Source organism: Saccharopolyspora antibiotica (assembly GCF_047200635.1).
Taxonomy (GTDB): Bacteria; Actinomycetota; Actinomycetes; order Mycobacteriales; family Pseudonocardiaceae; genus Saccharopolyspora_C.
Genome location: NZ_JBJZOI010000010.1, coordinates 98,563 through 115,035, shown reverse-complemented (window position 1 = coordinate 115,035; position 16,473 = coordinate 98,563). Strand labels below are relative to the sequence as shown.

Sequence of the window (16,473 nt, the reverse complement as noted above, 5' to 3'; positions counted from 1 at the left end):
GCGGCTTCATCGCATCCCCACCCGGCGACCGCGCACACCCGACCGGCCCGAGCGGGCAGGTTACGCGGCGCGGGCGCCGCGGCGCGACGCCACGACCACGCGCGGCGCCGGTGCGCGTCAGCGACCGCGGGCGAGCCGGACCAGGCGGGTGAGCGCGGCGACGGTCCCCTTCGTCCGGGCGAAGGTCATCGGGTTCAGCGGCATCCGGTACTTGGTCCTGGTCATCGACTGCGAGCGGGCGAACTCGCGCAGCCCGTCCTCGCCGTGGATGCGCCCGAAACCCGAGTCCCCGACCCCGCCGAACGGCAGCGCGGGCACCGCCGCGAAGGAGATGACCGAGTTGACCGCCACCATCCCCGCGCGCAGCTTCCGCCCCAGCTCCACGCCCCGGGAACGGGAGAACACCGTGCCGCCCAGCCCGTAGCGACCCGCGTTGGCGCGTTCGACGCCCTCCTCGGCGTCGCGCACCCGCTCCACCACGAGGGTCGGGCCGAAGGTCTCCTCCACGGCAGCCGCCGCACCGGCGGGGACGTCCACGAGCACCACCGGCTCCACGAACGGAGGCCGGACCGAGTCCTTGCCGCCCACCACGGCCCGCGCTCCCGCGTCCAGCGCCTCGTCCACGTGCCCGCGGATCACCTCGACCTGCGAGGGCATCGTGATCGGCCCCAGGTCGGCGCCGGGCTCACCACCGGGTCGCAGCTTCTTCGCGCGCTCGGTCAGCAGCTCCAGGAAGCGGTCCGCGACCGCCTCGACGACGAAGACCCGCTCCACGCCGATGCAGGTCTGCCCGGCGTTGGACATGCCGCCCCACACCGCGGCTTCCGCCGCGGCGCGCAGGTCGGCGTCGGCGTCCACGATCAGCGCGTCCTTGCCGCCGCACTCCACCAGCACCGGCGTCAACGTCTGCGCGCAGGACGTCATCACCCGCTTGCCGGTCTCCGTGGAGCCGGTGAACGCCACCTTGTCCACGCCGGACGCGCACAGCGCGGCGCCCGTCTCACCGAATCCGGTGGTCAGCGCCAGCACCGGGTGTTCCGGGACGACCTCCGCGAAGCTGTCCACCAGCCAGCGACCGACGCCGGGGGTCAGCTCGCTCGGTTTGAAGACCACCGAGTTGCCCGCGGCGAGCGCGTAGGCGATCGAACCCATCGGCGTGAACGCCGGGTAGTTCCACGGGCCGATCACCCCGACCACGCCGTAGGGGTGGTACTCGACGGTGGCGGCCTGGTTGGCCATCAGCAACCCGGAAGCGACCTTGCGTCGCCGCAACACCTTCTCCGCCTTGTTCGCCGCCCAGTGCAGGTGGTCGATGACGAGGACGAGCTCCAGGCGGGCGTCGTCGAGCGGCTTGCCGGTCTCCGAACAGATCACCTGGGCGAGCTCGTCGAGGCCGCGGACCAGCCGGACCCGCCAGCGGTCCAGGCGTTTGCGGCGTTCGGCGAAGCCCAGCTCCGACCACCACCGGCCGGCCACCCTGGCGGACTCGACGATCTCCGCGACCTCCGCGGCATCGTGCAGCGGATGCCGGCCCACGACTTCCCCGGTGCGCGGATCGAGCGAGTCGAACGCGGCGCGTTCGGGGTGCGCCGCGGCCATCGTGTCGGCGTCTCCGCCGGCGGTCCGGGTCATGGCTGCCTCCCACCGTTGCAATGGTCGTTGTGAGTCGGCAGCCTACGGAAATCCCGCGTCCCGCGGCAGATACCGGTGGGGAAAGCGGGGCGGGGCAAGTGAACGACGCGAAGTTCCGCACCCCGCCGCGAACCGGCCGGGAACGGCGCTCAGCCCCGGGGGAGCTTGGCGCGCGCCGCGCGGGCGGCACCGATCGCGTGCGCGCAGGGGTCCAGGGGAAGCCGACCGGAGTTGATGATCGACACCTCGGCGAGCTCGTCGTCCCGGGCGGGGGTGGTGTCACCCCGGTGCACCCACTGCACCCGGCAGCCGCCGGGGATGCTGCCGGGCAGCACCGAGCCGAACGTCCCGCCGCCGAGGTCGGCGGGCGGCACCGGCCCTGTCTCCACCCGGCCCGCGTCGAAGCGGACCGCGGCGGACATCCCGTTGTCCCCGGACCAGCCGCAGCGGAACAGCCCGCGCGCCTCGGCGGGCGAGGTGACCCCGGCGAGCGCGTCGCGGGCCTCCACCGGGGTGAGCATCGAGCACGGGTCGTAGGAGGCGATCGAACCCGGAGTGGATCCGATCGGCGGATCGGTGCGGATGATCTCGGCGACCGAGGTGAGGATCCGCACCGCCGGGGAGCACGGGTCGGCGACGCCCTCGCTGAGCAACTGCACCTGCATGCCGAACTTGGTGCCGAGGGCATCGGTGCCCGAACCCTGGTAGGCGGCGCGCACGAAGCAGGTGTCGTCCTCGGGGAGCACCTCGGCCGGCAGGCCACCGATGCGGTGCGGCGTCTCGTAGACCTCGTTGTCCAGGTACAGCGTGACGTTGAACTGCTCGCCGGCGTGGTCCTTCATGAAGTTCGAGCAGGACCCCGGCTCACCGGGGATGTCCGAGGCGGGTTCGCCGTAGCTCTCCAACCCGGCCGAGCGCAACGCCGCGCACGGGTCGATCGCCCGCAGCCGGGCGGGCTCGAACGCGTCGTCGAAGATGGCTCCGGACGCCACGTCGAATTCGGCGACCGGCACGGTCTCGCGCTGCGAGACCTCCCGGGCCGTGCCGGTGGCGCAACCGGCGAGCACGAGCGGGGCGAGCAGGGCGGCCGTCGAGGCCACGAGTCGGGACACGCGATCACAGTAGCCAGCGGTGGGCGCGCGGTGGCCGGTTTCGGCCAACCGCCAGCGGCGGGCCGCCGAATTCCTCCCCCGCGCGCGGCACGGCGCCGCCGGCCAGGCCGAAGCCGTGGCCGACGGCGCCGTGCGGCGTCCGCCGGAGCGGGTGCGGGTCAGTTCTCGGTGTCGACGTGCTCGGGCACGGCGATCGGCCGCAGCCGCACCCAGAGGGCGAACAGCACTGCGAACACGAGCATTCCGACGCCGCTCCACAGGTTGATGTTGAGCCCGGCGGCCTTCGCCACGTCCGCGTCGCTCGCGGTCGCACCGAGCACCGTGAGCACCAGCCCGTAGAGGAAGAACAGCACGGCGATGATCAACCGGATGTCGAAGGCACCCGCGGTGCGCTTGGGTGTTTGAGTAGCCATGAAGTCCCTCCGGTCAGCCGAAGATGATGTTGAGCGCGATGGTGATCACCAGGACGATGCCCGCCATCAGGCCTGGCTTGCGGTACCAGCCCGCGTCCTCCCCGGAGGTGGAGGCCTGCCGCTTCGCCCGCGGCGTCAACGAGTAGACCAGTCCCACCAGTTCCTCGTCCGGCTTGGGCTTGGTCGCGAGGCTGATCAGGACGCTGGCCACGATGTCCACCACGAAGGCCGCACCGGCACCGACGAAGCTGGCGCCCTGGCCCGGCAGGTCCAGCACCCCGACCTCGGCCATCGCGAACACCGCGACCGCCGAAACGGTACCCAGCACCAGACCGACCCAGCCCGCGGTCGGGGTCATCCGCTTCCAGAACATGCCGAGGATGAACGTGGCGAACAGCGGCGCGTTGAAGAACGAGAACAGCTGCTGCAGGTAGTCCATCAGGTTCGAGTAACCGGAGGCGATGAACGCGGTGCCCACCGCGACCACGGTGGCGCCGACGGTCACCCAGCGACCCATCTTCAGGTAGTACTGGTCCGGCCGGTCCTTCGCGATGTAGGCCTGCCAGATGTCATAGGTGAACACCGTGTTGAAGGAGCTCAGGTTCGCCGCCATGCCCGCCATGAACGAGGCGAGCAGACCCGCCAGGGCGACGCCGAGGATGCCGTTCGGCAGCAGGTCGCGCATCAGCAGCAGGATCGCGTCGTTGTAGTCGACGTTGCCGGTCTCGGTCGCCTTGTAGGCCACCAGCTCCTGCACCGCCACACCGGCGATCATGCCGGGGATGATGACGATGAACGGGATCAGCAGCTTCGGGAACGCACCGATGATCGGCGTGCGCTGCGCGGCGGACATGCTCTTGGACGCCATCGCCCGCTGCACCTCGACGAAGTTCGTCGTCCAGTAGCCGAACGCGAGCACGAAGCCGAGGCCGAACACGATGCCCAGCACGCTCAGGAAGCTGTTGGTGAAGCCGGTGAGCTCGGTGCCCGGCCAGGCCGAGAGCTGCTCGGCGCCACCGGGGCTGGCGCTGACCTTGTCGACCAGGCCCTGCCAGCCGCCGACCTTGTGCAGGCCGACCAGCGTCAGCGGCAGCAGCGCGGCCACGATCACGAAGAACTGGAGCACCTCGTTGTAGATCGCCGCCGACAACCCGCCGAGCGCGGTGTAGGTGAGCACGATCGCCGCCGCGACCAGCACGGAGACCCACAGCGGCCAGCCCAGCAGCACGTTCACGATGCTGGCCAGCAGGTACAGGTTGACGCCCGCGATGAGCACCTGCGCCACGGCGAAGCTGATGCCGTTCACCAGGTGCGCCGGCTTGCCGAACCGCCGCAGCATGAACTCGGGAACGCTGCGGACCTTCGAGCCGTAGTAGAACGGCATCATCACGATGCCGAGGAACAGCATCGCCGGGACCGCGCCCACCCAGAAGTAGTGCATGGTCGGCATGCCGTACTCGGCGCCGTTCGCCGACATGCCGATGATCTCGATCGCGCCCAGGTTGGCCGCGATAAAGGCCAGGCCCGTCACCCACGCCGGCAGCGCCCGCCCGGACAAGAAGAAGTCCAGGCTTGTGGAGACCGAGCGCCGAGCGAGATAGCCGATTCCGAGCACGAACGCGAAGTACAGCGCGAGCAGCACGTAGTCGACCGCACTGGCATCGAGCCGCAACTCTTCTTGGGCTAGCACGTCCACGGCTACCCCACCTCCAGACCCAACAAAGTCCAACGATAATCACCACCCGATCGGCGGCAGACGGACACTACAGCACGGTGCGACCGCTCACACTGGACCGATACCAATTCGTTGGTTGTCACCTTGCGGACGAACCGACACTGCTCCGAGCAGCGGAAACATCACGGACAGTCAGACGTGGCCGGGAGCACCCCGGAACCACCGCGAACGGACGCGAACCGAACGCGGATGCGCAATCCGACACGGATCGCCGAACCAGTCCACAGGAGAGAACGAGAATCAACCCGACCCGCGCGACCCGGCGGCCGGGACCACCGGACCCGCCCTCGCGAGCGGACGCGCACCCGGGGGCGCGGCTGCATCCGCGCCGCGGCAGGGCCCGTCGCGACCGCGGGAAGGGCGACGCACGCGAGGCGCGTCACCGGGGAGAGCAGCGACGGAGGACGAACCGGGCAGCACCGGGGAACTGGTCATGAACCCAGTGTTCCGCGTCGCATCGCGCGAATCATCACACCGCAGGGTGAACAGGTGTTCGACGAGAGCGAACCTCCTCCACACCGGACCGGGCGCGTCGGCCCGACCTGGCTCAGAACAACCGGAACTCGTCCGGTTCGATCCCGCGCAGCTGGTCGTAGTCCAGCGTCACGCAGCGGATGCCGCGGTCCTCGGCCAGCGTCCTGGCCTGCGGCTTGATCTGCTGCGCGGCGAACACCCCGGCCACCGGCGAGAGCAGCGGATCCCGGTTCAGCAGATCCAGGTAGCGGGTCAGCTGCTCCACGCCGTCGATCTCGCCGCGGCGCTTGATCTCCACGGCCACGCTGGCGCCCTCGGCGTCCCGGCACATCAGGTCCACCGGACCGATCGCGGTCGGGAACTCCCGGCGCACCAGCGACCACCCGTCGCCGAGCGTCGTCACGTGCGCGGCCAGCAGCTCCTGCAGGTGCGACTCGACGCCGTCCTTGACCAGGCCCGGCTCCGGCCCCAGCTCGTGCTTGGAGTCGTGCATGACCTCGTCCAGGCTGATCACGAGCTTCTCGCCCGCCTTGTTCTGCACCGTCCACACGCCCGGATCCTCGATCAGCCAGCACGGCGGGCTCATCCAGTTCAGCGGCTTGTAGGCGCGGTCGTCGGAGTGCACCGAGACCGACCCGTCGGCCTTCACCAGCAGCAGGCGCTGGGCCATGGGCAGGTGGGCGGTGAGTCGGCCGACGTAGTCGACCTTGCAGCGAGCGATGACGAGGCGCACCCGGCACAGGGTACGGGCGACGATCACGATGTCGAGCACCCAGGCCGGTCGCTGCCGCGAAACCTCCGGAAGATCACCAGTCGCGGGGCGGCTACCGTGCCTCCCCGTGTCGTACGCCCAGCTGTTCTCCCGAGTCAAACCGGTCGAGAGTCTCGCCGACGACGGCTCGCGCACCAACCTGAGCCGCCGCCTCGGGCTGCTACCGCTGGTGGCGATCTCCGTCGGCGCCACCCTCGGCACCGGCATCTTCGTGGTGCTGGCCGAGGCCGCGCCCACCGCCGGCCCGGCCGTCGTCGTGTCCTTCGTGCTCGCCGGCCTCGCCGCGCTGTGCTCGGCGCTGTCCTACGCCGAGCTCGCGGGCAGCGTCCCGGTCTCCGGTTCGGCGTACTCCTACGCCTACGCCACCCTGGGCGAGCTCGTCGCCTGGATCTGCGGGTGGTGCCTGCTGCTGGAGTACGGCGTGTCGGTGGCCGCGGTCGCGGTCGGCTGGGGCGGCTACCTCAACGAATTCCTCCGCGGCACCCTCGGCGCGACCATCCCCGAAGCGCTGTCCGCGCCGCCGGGCGAAGGCGGCGCGGTCAACGTGCCCGCCATGGTCGTGGTGCTGCTGGCCACGGCCGTGCTCCTGCGCGGCGTGCGGGAGAGCGCGGCGGTCACCACCGCCACCACCCTGCTCAAGATCGCGGTGCTGGTGTTCTTCGTCTGCGTGGCGCTGACCGCGTTCCGCTCGGAGAACCTGGCCCCGTTCGCGCCGCAGGGGATCGCGGGGATCTCGGCCGGGGCCTCCGCGGTGTTCTTCTCCTTCATCGGGTTCGACGCGGCCTCCACCGCGGGGGAGGAAGCGCGGAACCCGAAGCGGGACCTGCCGCGGGCGATCATGCTCTCCCTGGGCCTGGTCACCCTGGTCTACGTGGTGGTCGCCTTCGCCGCCGTCGGCGCGGTCGGCACCGACGTGCTCGGCGGCTCGGACGCCTCGCTGGCGACGGCCCTGGAACTGGTCACCGGGCAGGGCTGGCCGGCGGTGCTGCTGGCCCTGGGCGCGGTCATCGCCATCGCCTCCGTCGTGCTGACGGTGCTGTACGGGCAGACCCGGATCCTGGTGGCGATGTCCCGCGACGGGCTGATGCCGGCCCGGTTCTCGCAGGTGAACCGCCGCGCCGTGCCCGCGCACAACACCCTCGTGGTCGGCGCCGTCGTCGCGGTGCTGGCGGGAGTGGTCCCGCTGAGCAGCCTCGCCGACGCCACGAGCATCGGAACCCTGGTCGCCTTCGGCATCGTCAACATCGGCGTCATCGTGCTGCGCAGGCGCAAGCCGGACCTGGAGCGCTCGTTCCGCACCCCGCTGATGCCGTGGGTGCCGCTGCTCGGGGTCGCGCTGTGCGCCTACCTGGTCGCCGGGCTGGGCTGGCTGACCTGGGCGGTCTTCGCGCTCTGGACGCTGGTCGGGCTCGCGGTCTACCTCGGCTACGGCCAGCGCCGCTCCAAGCTCAACGGCTGAGCCGCCCTCCTCCCCCGCGGCCGGCCGGGGCAGGATGGGCGGATGCGCACGACGAGCAGCCGCGAGGTGTACGCGAACTCCTGGATGGCGGTCCGCGAGGACGGCATCGCCCGCCAGGACGGGTCGGACGGGATCTACGGCGTGGTGGACAAGCCGGACTACGCCCTGGTGATCCCGCTGGACGGGGACCGGGTGCACCTCGTCGAGCAGTTCCGCTACCCGCTGGGGCTGCGGCGCTGGGAGTTCCCGCAGGGCACGGCACCGGAGAGGGCCGAGCTGCCCGCCGCCGAGCTCGCCGCCCGCGAGCTGCGCGAGGAGACCGGCCTGCGCGCGGAGCGGCTCGTCGACCTGGGACTGCTGGACGTGGCCCCGGGGATGTCCAGCCAGCGCGGCCGGGTGTTCCTGGCCACCGGGCTCACCGCCGGGCGCCCCGAGCGGGAGCCGGAGGAGCAGGACATGCGGGCGGGCTGGTTCGACCGGGCGGAGTTCGAGCGGATGATCCGCGACCGCGAGATCACCGATGCCCAGTCGATAGCCGCCTACCAGCTGCTCTGCCTGCACGAGAAGGCCGCCTGAGCGACGCCTCGCACCCGGACCGCCGACCGACGGCGCCCCTGGCACGACGCGGCCGGGCAGCTCCACCGCACCGCCGCACGGCTCGGAACCGGTGGAGCCGGAGCGCGGTCGCCGCGACGAGGGGATCGTGACGGTCGTCGCTGCCGGAGATATCCCGATGACGCAGCGGGCCCGGCATCCTTATCCTTCGCTGGTGCCCGCTCAACTCGTGCCGTTCGTGCTGTTCGTGATCGTGGTGACCCTCGCCCCCGGGCCGGACACCGCGCTCGGCCTCCGCAACAGCATCCGCGGCGGGACCACCGGGATGTGGTGGACCGGCCTCGGCTGCTGCGCGGGGCTGCTGGTGCACGCGGCGCTCTCCGTCGCCGGGCTGTCCGCGCTGCTCGCCGCCTCCGCCGTCGCCTACACCGCGCTCAAGCTCGGCGGGGCCGCCTACCTGGTCTGGCTGGGCGTCACGACGCTGTGGAAGAGCGTCCGCGACCGGAAGCTGCCCCCCGCACTGCCGCCGGAGGAGGACCCGCTCCCCGCGGCGGCGCTGACCCGGCGCGCGGCCTTCCAGCAGGGCCTGGTCAGCAACCTGCTCAACCCGAAGATCATCCTGCTGTTCCTGACGCTGCTGCCGCAGTTCATCTCGCCGGGCGAGCCGCGCGCGCTCACCTCGACGATCCTGGTCCTGGCGTTCCTCGGCGTCGCCCTCGTCTACTGGCGGCTGGCGTCCTGGCTGGTCGGCGGTCTGCGGGGCCTGCTGCGCAGGCAGCAGGTCCGGCTCGCGCTCGAACGGATCACCGGGACCGTGATGATCGGCCTCGGCCTCCGGGTCGCGTTCGAGAGCGGCTGACCGCCCGTCACTCCACGACGCGCTCGATGTAGGCGCCGAGCCCGCGCAGGTTCTCCACGAAGTTCGGGTAACCCCGGTCGATGTGGAACACGTCCCACACCTCGGTGACGCCGTCCGCGCACAAGCCGGCCAGCACGAGCCCGACCCCGGCGCGGATGTCCGAGGCCCACACCGGCGCGCTGGAGAGCCGCTCCTGCCCGCGCACGACCGCGTGGTGCCCGTCGGTGCGCGCGTCCGCGCCCATCCGCACCAGCTCCTCGATGAACCGGAACCGGGACTCGAACAGGTTCTCGGTGATCATGGAGGTGCCGTCGGCCACCGCCGACAGCGCCAGCGCCATCGGCTGCAGGTCCGTCGCGAACCCCGGGAACGGCAGCGTCACGTAGTCCACCGCCACCGGGCGCCGGTCCGCGACCACCCGGAACTCCTCGTCGCCCACCACGATCTCGGCGCCCGCGCTGCGCAGCTTCTCCAGCACCAGGTTCACGTGCTGCGGATCCACCCCGCGCACCGTGATGTCGCCCTGCGTGGCCACCGCGGCGAACGCCCAGGTCGCCCCCACGATCCGGTCACCGATCACCCGATGCTCCACGGCCTTGAGCGTGCTCACCCCGTGGACCGTCAGCGTCGAGGTGCCCGCACCCTCGATCTCGGCGCCCATCTGCTGCAACATCACGCACAGATCGACGATCTCCGGCTCGCGCGCCGCGTTGTCGATCACCGTGGTGCCCTCGGCCAGCACGGCGGCCATCAGGATGTTCTCGGTGGCCCCGACACTCGGGAAGTCCAGCCAGATCTGGGCGCCGCGCAGGTCCTCCGCCTCGGCCACCACGGCACCGTGCTCGATGTGGCTCGTCGCGCCGAGCTGGCGCAGCCCGCTCTGGTGCATGTCCAGCGGCCGCGACCCGATCGCGTCCCCGCCCGGGAGGGTCACCACCGCGCGGCGGCAGCGCGCCACCAGCGGCCCCAGCACGCACACCGACGCGCGCAGCTTGCCCATCGACGGCGAGACCGCCTCGTGGCTGATCTTCGCGGGCGTGGTGATGTACGCGGTCCGGCCCTCGATGACGACCTCGCAGCCCAAGCTGCGCAGCACGTCGCCCATCAGCGGGACGTCCAGGATCTCCGGGCAATTCGTGATCGTAGTCGTGCCCTCGGCCAGCAGCGCGGCGGCCATCAGCTTCAGCACGCTGTTCTTCGCGCCGACCACATCGACTTCGCCGACGAGACGTGCCCCGCCGTGCACGCGGAAGTGCTCACTCACGAACAGCAGGTTACGGCCCGGGGACCGCCCCGCCCGGGGCGGGTGCCCCGCCGACGGAGGAGCCGCCGGAGGGCACCGCTGCCCTAGGCTGGCGGGCATGGCGGTACACCTGACGAAGATCTACACGCGGACCGGTGACGGTGGCACCACCCGGCTCTCGGACAACTCGGTGATCAGCAAGACCGATGTGCGCCTGGTCGCCTACGCCGACGTGGACGAGACGAACTCGGTGCTCGGCGTGGCGCTGGCCACCGCCACCTTCGACGCGGAGATCGTCGAGGTGCTGCGCGCGGTGCAGAACGACCTGTTCGACGTCGGCGCCGACCTGTCCACCCCCGTCGTCGAGAACCCCGAGTTCCCGCCGCTGCGCGTCACCCAGGCCTACGTCGACCGGCTCGAGGGCTGGTGCGACGAGTACAACGCGCGGGTGCCGAAGCTGAACTCCTTCATCCTCCCCGGCGGCACACCCGGCGCCGCCCTGCTGCACCAGGGGCGCTGCGTGGCTCGGCGCGCGGAACGCTCCGCGTGGGCGCTGCTGGAAGCCGAAGCCGACCGCAGCAACGCCCTCGCCGCCAAGTACCTCAACCGGCTCTCCGACCTGCTGTTCATCCTCGCCCGCGTCGCGAATCCGGAAGGCGACGTGCTGTGGCGACCGGGCGGCGGGGCCTGACGGGCTCAGAGCGCCTTGGCGAAGCACACCGACGCGGGATCGCGGCGGTACGGGCCGAACCTCGGGATGTCGGCGTACCCCGCTGATCGGTAGAGCCCGATCGCCTCCGGCTGCCGGTCGCCGGTCTCCAGCAGGATCCGCCGGTGCCCCGCCGCCGCGGCCCGTCGCTCCAGCTCCGCGAGCATCCGCCGGGACAACCCGCGCCCCCGCGCGCTCGGCACCACGAACATCCGCTTCACCTCGACGTCGCCGTCCTCGAACTCCGGCTCCGCCGGGTCGTAGCGGCGCCAGCCCCCCATCGCGACCGGCCCGGCGTCGAGGTACCCGACCAGGAACGTGCCGTTCGGGGCGCTGAACTGCGCGGAATCGATCGGCGTCTCGTCCCGGCGCCCGTAGCGGGCCACGTACTCCAGCTGGACCTCGGCGATCAGGTCCTGGACGTCCGGCCGGTCGAGCCCGGCAACCTCGATGCGCATGGGCCCAGCCTAGGAGCCGTCAGGGCAGCACCTTCTCGAACCAGTGCCGCGCGTACTCGTTGTCGTTGTAGGCGGGGATCTCGGCGTAGCCCGCCGAGCCGTAGAGCGCACGGGCCGCGCCCAGCTCCCCGGCCGTGTCCAACCGCACCGCCGAACAACCCAGCTTGCGGGCGTGCAGCTCCAGGTCCCCCAGCAGCGCCCGCCCCGCGCCCTGCCCGCGCAGCACCGGTGAGATCCACATCCGGCGGATCTCCGCGATCCCCGGTTCGAGCACCCGCACCGCCCCGCAGCCGGCCGCGCTCCCGCTCCCGTCCCGGACCAGCAGGAAGTAGCCGCGCGGCGGGCTGAAGTCACCCGGCTCCGGCGGCGCGGCGCGACGCGGGTCGAAACCGGCCGGGAACAGCTCCGCCAGCTCGGCGACGTACCGCTCCAGCACCACGGCCGCATCCGCACCGGTGATCGGCTCGGGAACGATGGTGAACTGCCCGCTGTCGGGTGATGCCTGCGCCATGACCGCAGTCTTTCCCCCGGCCGCGTTCATCGCCAGTTACCGACGCTTGGCCCGGTTAAAGTTCTGCTTCATGGACCCCGTCCGCCTGCTGCTTCTCGTCTCCCTCCGGGAAAGCGGCAGCATCACCCGCGCCGCCGACCTCACCGGCCGCACCCCGCCCGCCGTCTCCCAGCAACTCGCCAAGCTCGAACGAGAGGTCGGCGCCGGGCTCGTCGAACGCCTCCCGCACGGCGTGCGGCTCACCCCGCTCGGCGAACGCCTCGCCGCGCACGCCGACCGGCTCGCCCAAGTGCTGCGCGACGCCGAGGAAGACCGCGCCCGCCACCTCGACCTGCACCGCACCCGGCTGCGCCTCGGTTCTTTCCCCACCGCCGGAGTGCGACTGCTGCCCGAAGCGCTCGCGGCGCTCAACCGGCGACACCCCTCCAGCGAGGTGTCCGTGGTCGACCTCGGGCCGACCGAGGGCAGCGCCCTCGTCGCCGACGGCGAACTCGACCTCGCGCTGGTCGCCGAGTACGACGAGCCGCTGCACGCGCCCACCGGGGTGCGGCTGATCCCGCTGCTCGACGACCCGATCCTGGCGGTGCTGCCCGAGCGGCACTTCGCCGTCGCGGGCAAGCGGTGCACGTTCCGGAACTTCGCCGGCGATGCCTGGGCCTGCGCGCCCCCGGACCTGCCCAACCGCCGCCAGCTCGACAACCTCGCCCGCGCCGCGGGCTTCACGCCGCGCGTCCCGTTCGAATCCGAGTCCTACGCGGTCGCGCAGGCCGTCGTCTCCGCCGGGGTCGCCGTGGCGTTCCTGCCTCGGCTCGCCATCGGCGAGGTCCCCGGCACCGTCACCCGCCCCCTCGCCCCACCCGCCCCGTTCCGCCGGATCCACGCCGCGCTGCCCACCGGCTCCCCCGCCGCGCTCACCACCGTCTTCCTCGACCTGCTCCGCCAGACCTGCACCGACCACGGCGGCACCACCGCCTGACGAGTGGGAGCAAGGGAACCTTCCTGTCACCGGTGACAGGAAGGTTCCCTTGCTCCCACCCCGACCACGAAAAACGCGCCCCCTCGGGAGGGGGCGCGTTCTGCGCTGGGGAAGGCCGTTCAGGAAGCCCACGGGACGGAGCGGCCGGGCGGGGCCGACTCCAGCCAGGACAGGAAACCGGTGAGGGCGTCCGCGCCCATCGCGACCTCCAGGTGATCACCGCATCCGGTCAGGTGCAGCACGGTCGACGCCTGCGGTAACGCGTACACCTCGGCACTGGAGGGCTCCCGGCGGTTCGCGATCTCCACGTTCCGGCGATCGATCACCCAGTTCGGGCCGGAACGCAAGCTCAGCACCCGGTACCAGGTGAACTCCTCGCCCCGGAAGTGCGCGACCCCGAGGTGCCAGCCGCGGCCACCGACATCGGTTCGCAGGCGCAGCGCGACGTCGATCCCGCCCGCGCGAAGCTGCCGCAACCGCCGCCGAGCGGCCAGCACGACGCCCAGGGCCGTACCCGCCAGGACCAGCACCAGTCCGGCACCGATGATCGACCACACGCCCGCGGAGCCCATGTGCGCGGCCCGTCAGACGGACTGTCCGGCCGCCCGAAGTCGACTCAGAGCCCTCGTCCTGGCTTCTTCGTCGTCGCTCTTGGCCTCTTCGCGGGCCCGAGCCACGTCGATCTCCTGGGCGAGCTCCGCCGTCTCGGCGAGCACGCTGACCCCGTCCGCGGTGACGGACAGGAAACCGCCCTGCACCGCCGCGGTCACGGTGTCCCCGTCGACGGTCGCGATCTTCACGACGCCACCCTCGACGAGCTGGCCGAGCAGCGGCTCGTGCCCCGGCAGGATGCCGATCTCGCCTTCGGTCGTCTGGGCCACGACGGTGGTCGCCTCACCAGACCACAGGCGGCGCTCCACAGCGACCAGCTGGACGGACATGTTGGCCACGCGCGTCTCCTTTGTCGGGTGTTCATCCCGCAGTCTAGCCAACGCCAGGCGGGGGCTGATGACGGGCCGACCCGGGCCTCGTCACATCCGGAGGGGTAACGCGAGGAAGGGAACCTTCCTGTCATCCGTGACAGGAAGGTTCCCTTCCTCGCGGAAGGGCGAAAAAAGAGGCCGGGATCCGCGAAGGACCCCGACCCGCTGCCGGTGGGTCTTCGCCGCGGCGCGGCGCACCGCGGCGAAGACCGGAACTCACTTCTCGGTGAGCTTCTTGTAGGCCTGCTCCAGGTCCTCCAGACCACCGATGGAGAGGAACGCCTGCTCCGGGTAGTGGTCGAAGTCGCCCTTGCAGAGCTTGTCGAAGGCCTCGATGGTCTCCTTCACCGGAACGAAGGAGCCCTCCTGGCCGGTGAACTGCTTGGCCACGAAGAAGTTCTGCGACAGGTAGCGCTGGATGCGCCGGGCCCGCTGCACCGTCACCTTGTCCTCTTCGGACAGCTCGTCCATGCCGAGGATGGCGATGATGTCCTGCAGCTCCTTGTACTTCTGCAGGATCCGCTTGACCTCCTGGGCCACCCGGTAGTGCTCGTCCCCGATGATCGCGGGGTCGAGGATGGTGGAGCTGGAGGTCAGCGGGTCCACCGCCGGGTAGATGCCCATCTGGGAGATCGGACGGGACAGCTCGGTGGTGGCGTCCAGGTGCGCGAACGTGGTCGCCGGAGCCGGGTCGGTGTAGTCGTCCGCGGGCACGTAGATCGCCTGCATCGAGGTGATCGAGTTGCCTCGGGTCGAGGTGATCCGCTCCTGCAGCTCGCCCATCTCGTCGGCCAGCGTGGGCTGGTAACCCACCGCCGAGGGCATCCGGCCCAGCAGGGTGGACACCTCCTGGCCGGCCTGGGTGAACCGGAAGATGTTGTCGATGAACAGCAGCACGTCCTGGTTCTGGACGTCGCGGAAGTACTCCGCCATGGTCAGCGCCGACAGGGCGACCCGCATGCGGGTGCCCGGCGGCTCGTCCATCTGCCCGAACACGAGCGCGGTGTCGGCGAGCACGCCGGACTCCGCCATCTCGACCCAGAGGTCGTTGCCCTCACGGGTGCGCTCACCGACGCCGGCGAACACCGAGGTACCACCGAAGTTCTTGGCGACGCGGCGGATCATCTCCTGGATGAGCACCGTCTTGCCGACACCGGCACCGCCGAACAGGCCGATCTTGCCACCCTGCACGTACGGGGTGAGCAGGTCGATCACCTTGATGCCGGTCTCCAGCACCTCGGTCTTGCCCTCGAGCTGGTCGAAGGCCGGCGCCTTGCGGTGGATCGACCAGCGCTCGGCGTCCGAGGCGTAGCCCGGCTCGTCCAGGCAGTGCCCGAGGGCGTTGAACACGTGGCCCTTGACCACGTCGCCCACCGGCACCGAGATCGCCGAGCCGGAGTCGGTCACCTCGACGCCCCGGACGAGGCCCTGGGTCGGCTGCATCGAGACGCAGCGCACGACGCTGTCGCCGAGGTGCTGGGCGACCTCCAGCGTCAGGGTCTTCGCCATCGCCTCCGCGGTGATCTCCACGGAGAGGGAGTTGTTGAGGTCGGGCACCTGGTCGCGCGGGAACTCGACGTCCACGACCGGGCCGAGAACCCGGACGACGCGGCCGGTGCCAGTAGCCGTGCTAGTGGCAGTCGCAGTCATGTCACTCACTTCCTGCTGACGAGAGCGCCTCGACACCACCGACGATCTCGCTGATTTCCTGGGTGATCTGGGCCTGGCGGGCCTGGTTGGCCTCACGGCTGAGGTTGCGGATCAGTTCGTCCGCGTTGTCCGTGGCGGCCTTCATCGCGGTACGACGCGCGGCGAAGACCGAGGCCGCCGAGTCCAGCAACCCGGCGAAGATCCGGGTGTTGATGTACTTCGGCAGCAGCGCCTTGAACAACGTGTCCGCGTCCGGCTCGAAGTCGTACACCGACCGCGGCTTCTTCGGCTCGTCGGAGTACTCCACCTCCAGCGGGGCGATCCGCGTGACGGTCGGCCGCTGGGTGAGCATGGACACGAACTCGGTGTGCACCACGTGCAGCTCGTCCACACCCAGCGTACCGTCCTCGCCACCGTCGTCGAGGTAGTCGTCGGCGCCCGCGAGGAACGCCTTGACCAGGGTCTCCCCCACTTCGGCGGCATCGGCGTAGCCGGGCTTCTCGGCGAAACCGGTCCAGCTGGCGGCGACCGGGCGCTGGCGGAACCGGTAGTACGCGTCGCCCTTGCGGCCGATCACGTACAGCACCGGCGTCTTGCCTTGTTCGCGCAGCAGGCTCTGCAGCTCCTCGGCGGCGCGCAGCACGTTGGCGTTGTAGCCACCGCACTGGCCGCCGTCGCTGGTCACCACGAGGACCGCGGCCCGCTTGGGGTTGTCGCGCTCCACCAGCAGCGGGTGGTCCAGCGTGCTCGCACCGGCCAGCTCGGACAGGGACTTGGTGATCTCGGCCGCGTACGGCCGGGACGCCTCCACCCTGGTCCGGGCCTTCATGATGCGCGAGGTCGCGATGAGTTCCTGCGCCTTGGTGATCTTCCGGATCGACTTGACCGACCGGATGCGGTCTCGCAGCTCTCGAAGATTGGCCATGGCTTAC

At 71.1% G+C, this 16,473-nt stretch carries 17 protein-coding genes; 5 read left to right on the top strand and 12 right to left on the bottom strand.

Annotated features, from left to right (window positions below):
* Positions 1–117 precede the first annotated feature (117 nt).
* The 5 genes from ACL03H_RS10510 to nucS form a co-directional block, all read right to left on the bottom strand.
* The gene (locus ACL03H_RS10510; RefSeq protein ID WP_412811041.1) at positions 118–1,599 is read right to left on the bottom strand and encodes an aldehyde dehydrogenase family protein; all 1,482 of its coding nucleotides are present in this window, start codon (positions 1,597–1,599) and stop codon (positions 118–120) included.
* Positions 1,600–1,781: 182 nt separating this feature from the next.
* Positions 1,782–2,744, bottom strand: a complete 963-nt coding sequence (locus ACL03H_RS10505) for a hypothetical protein (RefSeq protein WP_412810961.1) — start codon at positions 2,742–2,744, stop codon at positions 1,782–1,784.
* A 158-nt stretch (positions 2,745–2,902) separates the two neighbouring features.
* Positions 2,903–3,157: a hypothetical protein gene (locus ACL03H_RS10500; protein WP_412810960.1), complete on the bottom strand. Its 255-nt coding sequence runs from the start codon at positions 3,155–3,157 to the stop codon at positions 2,903–2,905.
* 13 nt (positions 3,158–3,170) lie between these two features.
* A complete protein-coding gene (locus ACL03H_RS10495) occupies positions 3,171–4,853 on the bottom strand; it encodes a sodium:solute symporter family protein (RefSeq protein ID WP_412810959.1) in 1,683 nt (560 codons plus the stop codon).
* 586 nt (positions 4,854–5,439) lie between these two features.
* Complete coding sequence (gene nucS / locus ACL03H_RS10490) at positions 5,440–6,099, bottom strand: endonuclease NucS (RefSeq protein WP_412810958.1); 660 nt, start codon at positions 6,097–6,099, stop codon at positions 5,440–5,442.
* A gap of 106 nt (positions 6,100–6,205) precedes the next feature.
* Here nucS and ACL03H_RS10485 point away from each other — a divergent pair, with 106 nt between their 5' ends.
* The 3 genes from ACL03H_RS10485 to ACL03H_RS10475 all read left to right on the top strand — a co-directional run bounded on the left by ACL03H_RS10485 (position 6,206) and on the right by ACL03H_RS10475 (position 9,011).
* Positions 6,206–7,597, top strand: a complete 1,392-nt coding sequence (locus ACL03H_RS10485) for an amino acid permease (protein WP_412810957.1) — start codon at positions 6,206–6,208, stop codon at positions 7,595–7,597.
* A gap of 42 nt (positions 7,598–7,639) precedes the next feature.
* Entirely contained in the window at positions 7,640–8,173 is a 534-nt protein-coding gene (locus ACL03H_RS10480) for an NUDIX domain-containing protein (RefSeq protein WP_412810956.1), read from the top strand.
* A 193-nt stretch (positions 8,174–8,366) separates the two neighbouring features.
* On the top strand, positions 8,367–9,011 hold the full coding sequence (locus ACL03H_RS10475; protein ID WP_412810955.1) for a LysE family translocator: 645 nt from the start codon (positions 8,367–8,369) through the stop codon (positions 9,009–9,011).
* A 7-nt stretch (positions 9,012–9,018) separates the two neighbouring features.
* Here the strand turns inward: ACL03H_RS10475 and murA are convergent, their stop codons facing one another.
* Entirely contained in the window at positions 9,019–10,275 is a 1,257-nt protein-coding gene (gene murA, locus ACL03H_RS10470; RefSeq protein ID WP_412810954.1) for a UDP-N-acetylglucosamine 1-carboxyvinyltransferase, read from the bottom strand.
* A 97-nt stretch (positions 10,276–10,372) separates the two neighbouring features.
* On the opposite strand from murA, the gene ACL03H_RS10465 reads away from it, so the two are divergent.
* On the top strand, positions 10,373–10,945 hold the full coding sequence (locus tag ACL03H_RS10465; protein WP_412810953.1) for a cob(I)yrinic acid a,c-diamide adenosyltransferase: 573 nt from the start codon (positions 10,373–10,375) through the stop codon (positions 10,943–10,945).
* Between the two features lie 5 nt (positions 10,946–10,950).
* Here the strand turns inward: ACL03H_RS10465 and ACL03H_RS10460 are convergent, their stop codons facing one another.
* Positions 10,951–11,421 (bottom strand): GNAT family N-acetyltransferase, encoded by a 471-nt coding sequence (locus ACL03H_RS10460; RefSeq protein ID WP_412810952.1) that lies wholly within the window; start codon positions 11,419–11,421, stop codon positions 10,951–10,953.
* Positions 11,422–11,440: 19 nt separating this feature from the next.
* Positions 11,441–11,932 carry a GNAT family N-acetyltransferase gene (locus ACL03H_RS10455; protein ID WP_412810951.1) on the bottom strand — a complete coding sequence of 164 codons (492 nt, stop codon included), beginning with the start codon at positions 11,930–11,932 and terminating at the stop codon, positions 11,441–11,443.
* A gap of 70 nt (positions 11,933–12,002) precedes the next feature.
* Here ACL03H_RS10455 and ACL03H_RS10450 point away from each other — a divergent pair, with 70 nt between their 5' ends.
* Entirely contained in the window at positions 12,003–12,908 is a 906-nt protein-coding gene (locus ACL03H_RS10450; RefSeq protein ID WP_412810950.1) for a LysR family transcriptional regulator, read from the top strand.
* Positions 12,909–13,027: 119 nt separating this feature from the next.
* Here the strand turns inward: ACL03H_RS10450 and ACL03H_RS10445 are convergent, their stop codons facing one another.
* The 4 genes from ACL03H_RS10445 to ACL03H_RS10430 form a co-directional block, all read right to left on the bottom strand.
* The gene (locus ACL03H_RS10445; RefSeq protein ID WP_412810949.1) at positions 13,028–13,480 is read right to left on the bottom strand and encodes a DUF2550 domain-containing protein; all 453 of its coding nucleotides are present in this window, start codon (positions 13,478–13,480) and stop codon (positions 13,028–13,030) included.
* Between the two features lie 12 nt (positions 13,481–13,492).
* Positions 13,493–13,858 (bottom strand): F0F1 ATP synthase subunit epsilon, encoded by a 366-nt coding sequence (locus ACL03H_RS10440; protein ID WP_412810948.1) that lies wholly within the window; start codon positions 13,856–13,858, stop codon positions 13,493–13,495.
* Positions 13,859–14,107: 249 nt separating this feature from the next.
* Positions 14,108–15,541 carry a F0F1 ATP synthase subunit beta gene (atpD, locus tag ACL03H_RS10435; protein ID WP_412810947.1) on the bottom strand — a complete coding sequence of 478 codons (1,434 nt, stop codon included), beginning with the start codon at positions 15,539–15,541 and terminating at the stop codon, positions 14,108–14,110.
* Between the two features lies 1 nt (position 15,542).
* Complete coding sequence (locus ACL03H_RS10430; RefSeq protein WP_412810946.1) at positions 15,543–16,466, bottom strand: F0F1 ATP synthase subunit gamma; 924 nt, start codon at positions 16,464–16,466, stop codon at positions 15,543–15,545.
* Positions 16,467–16,473 lie beyond the last annotated feature (7 nt).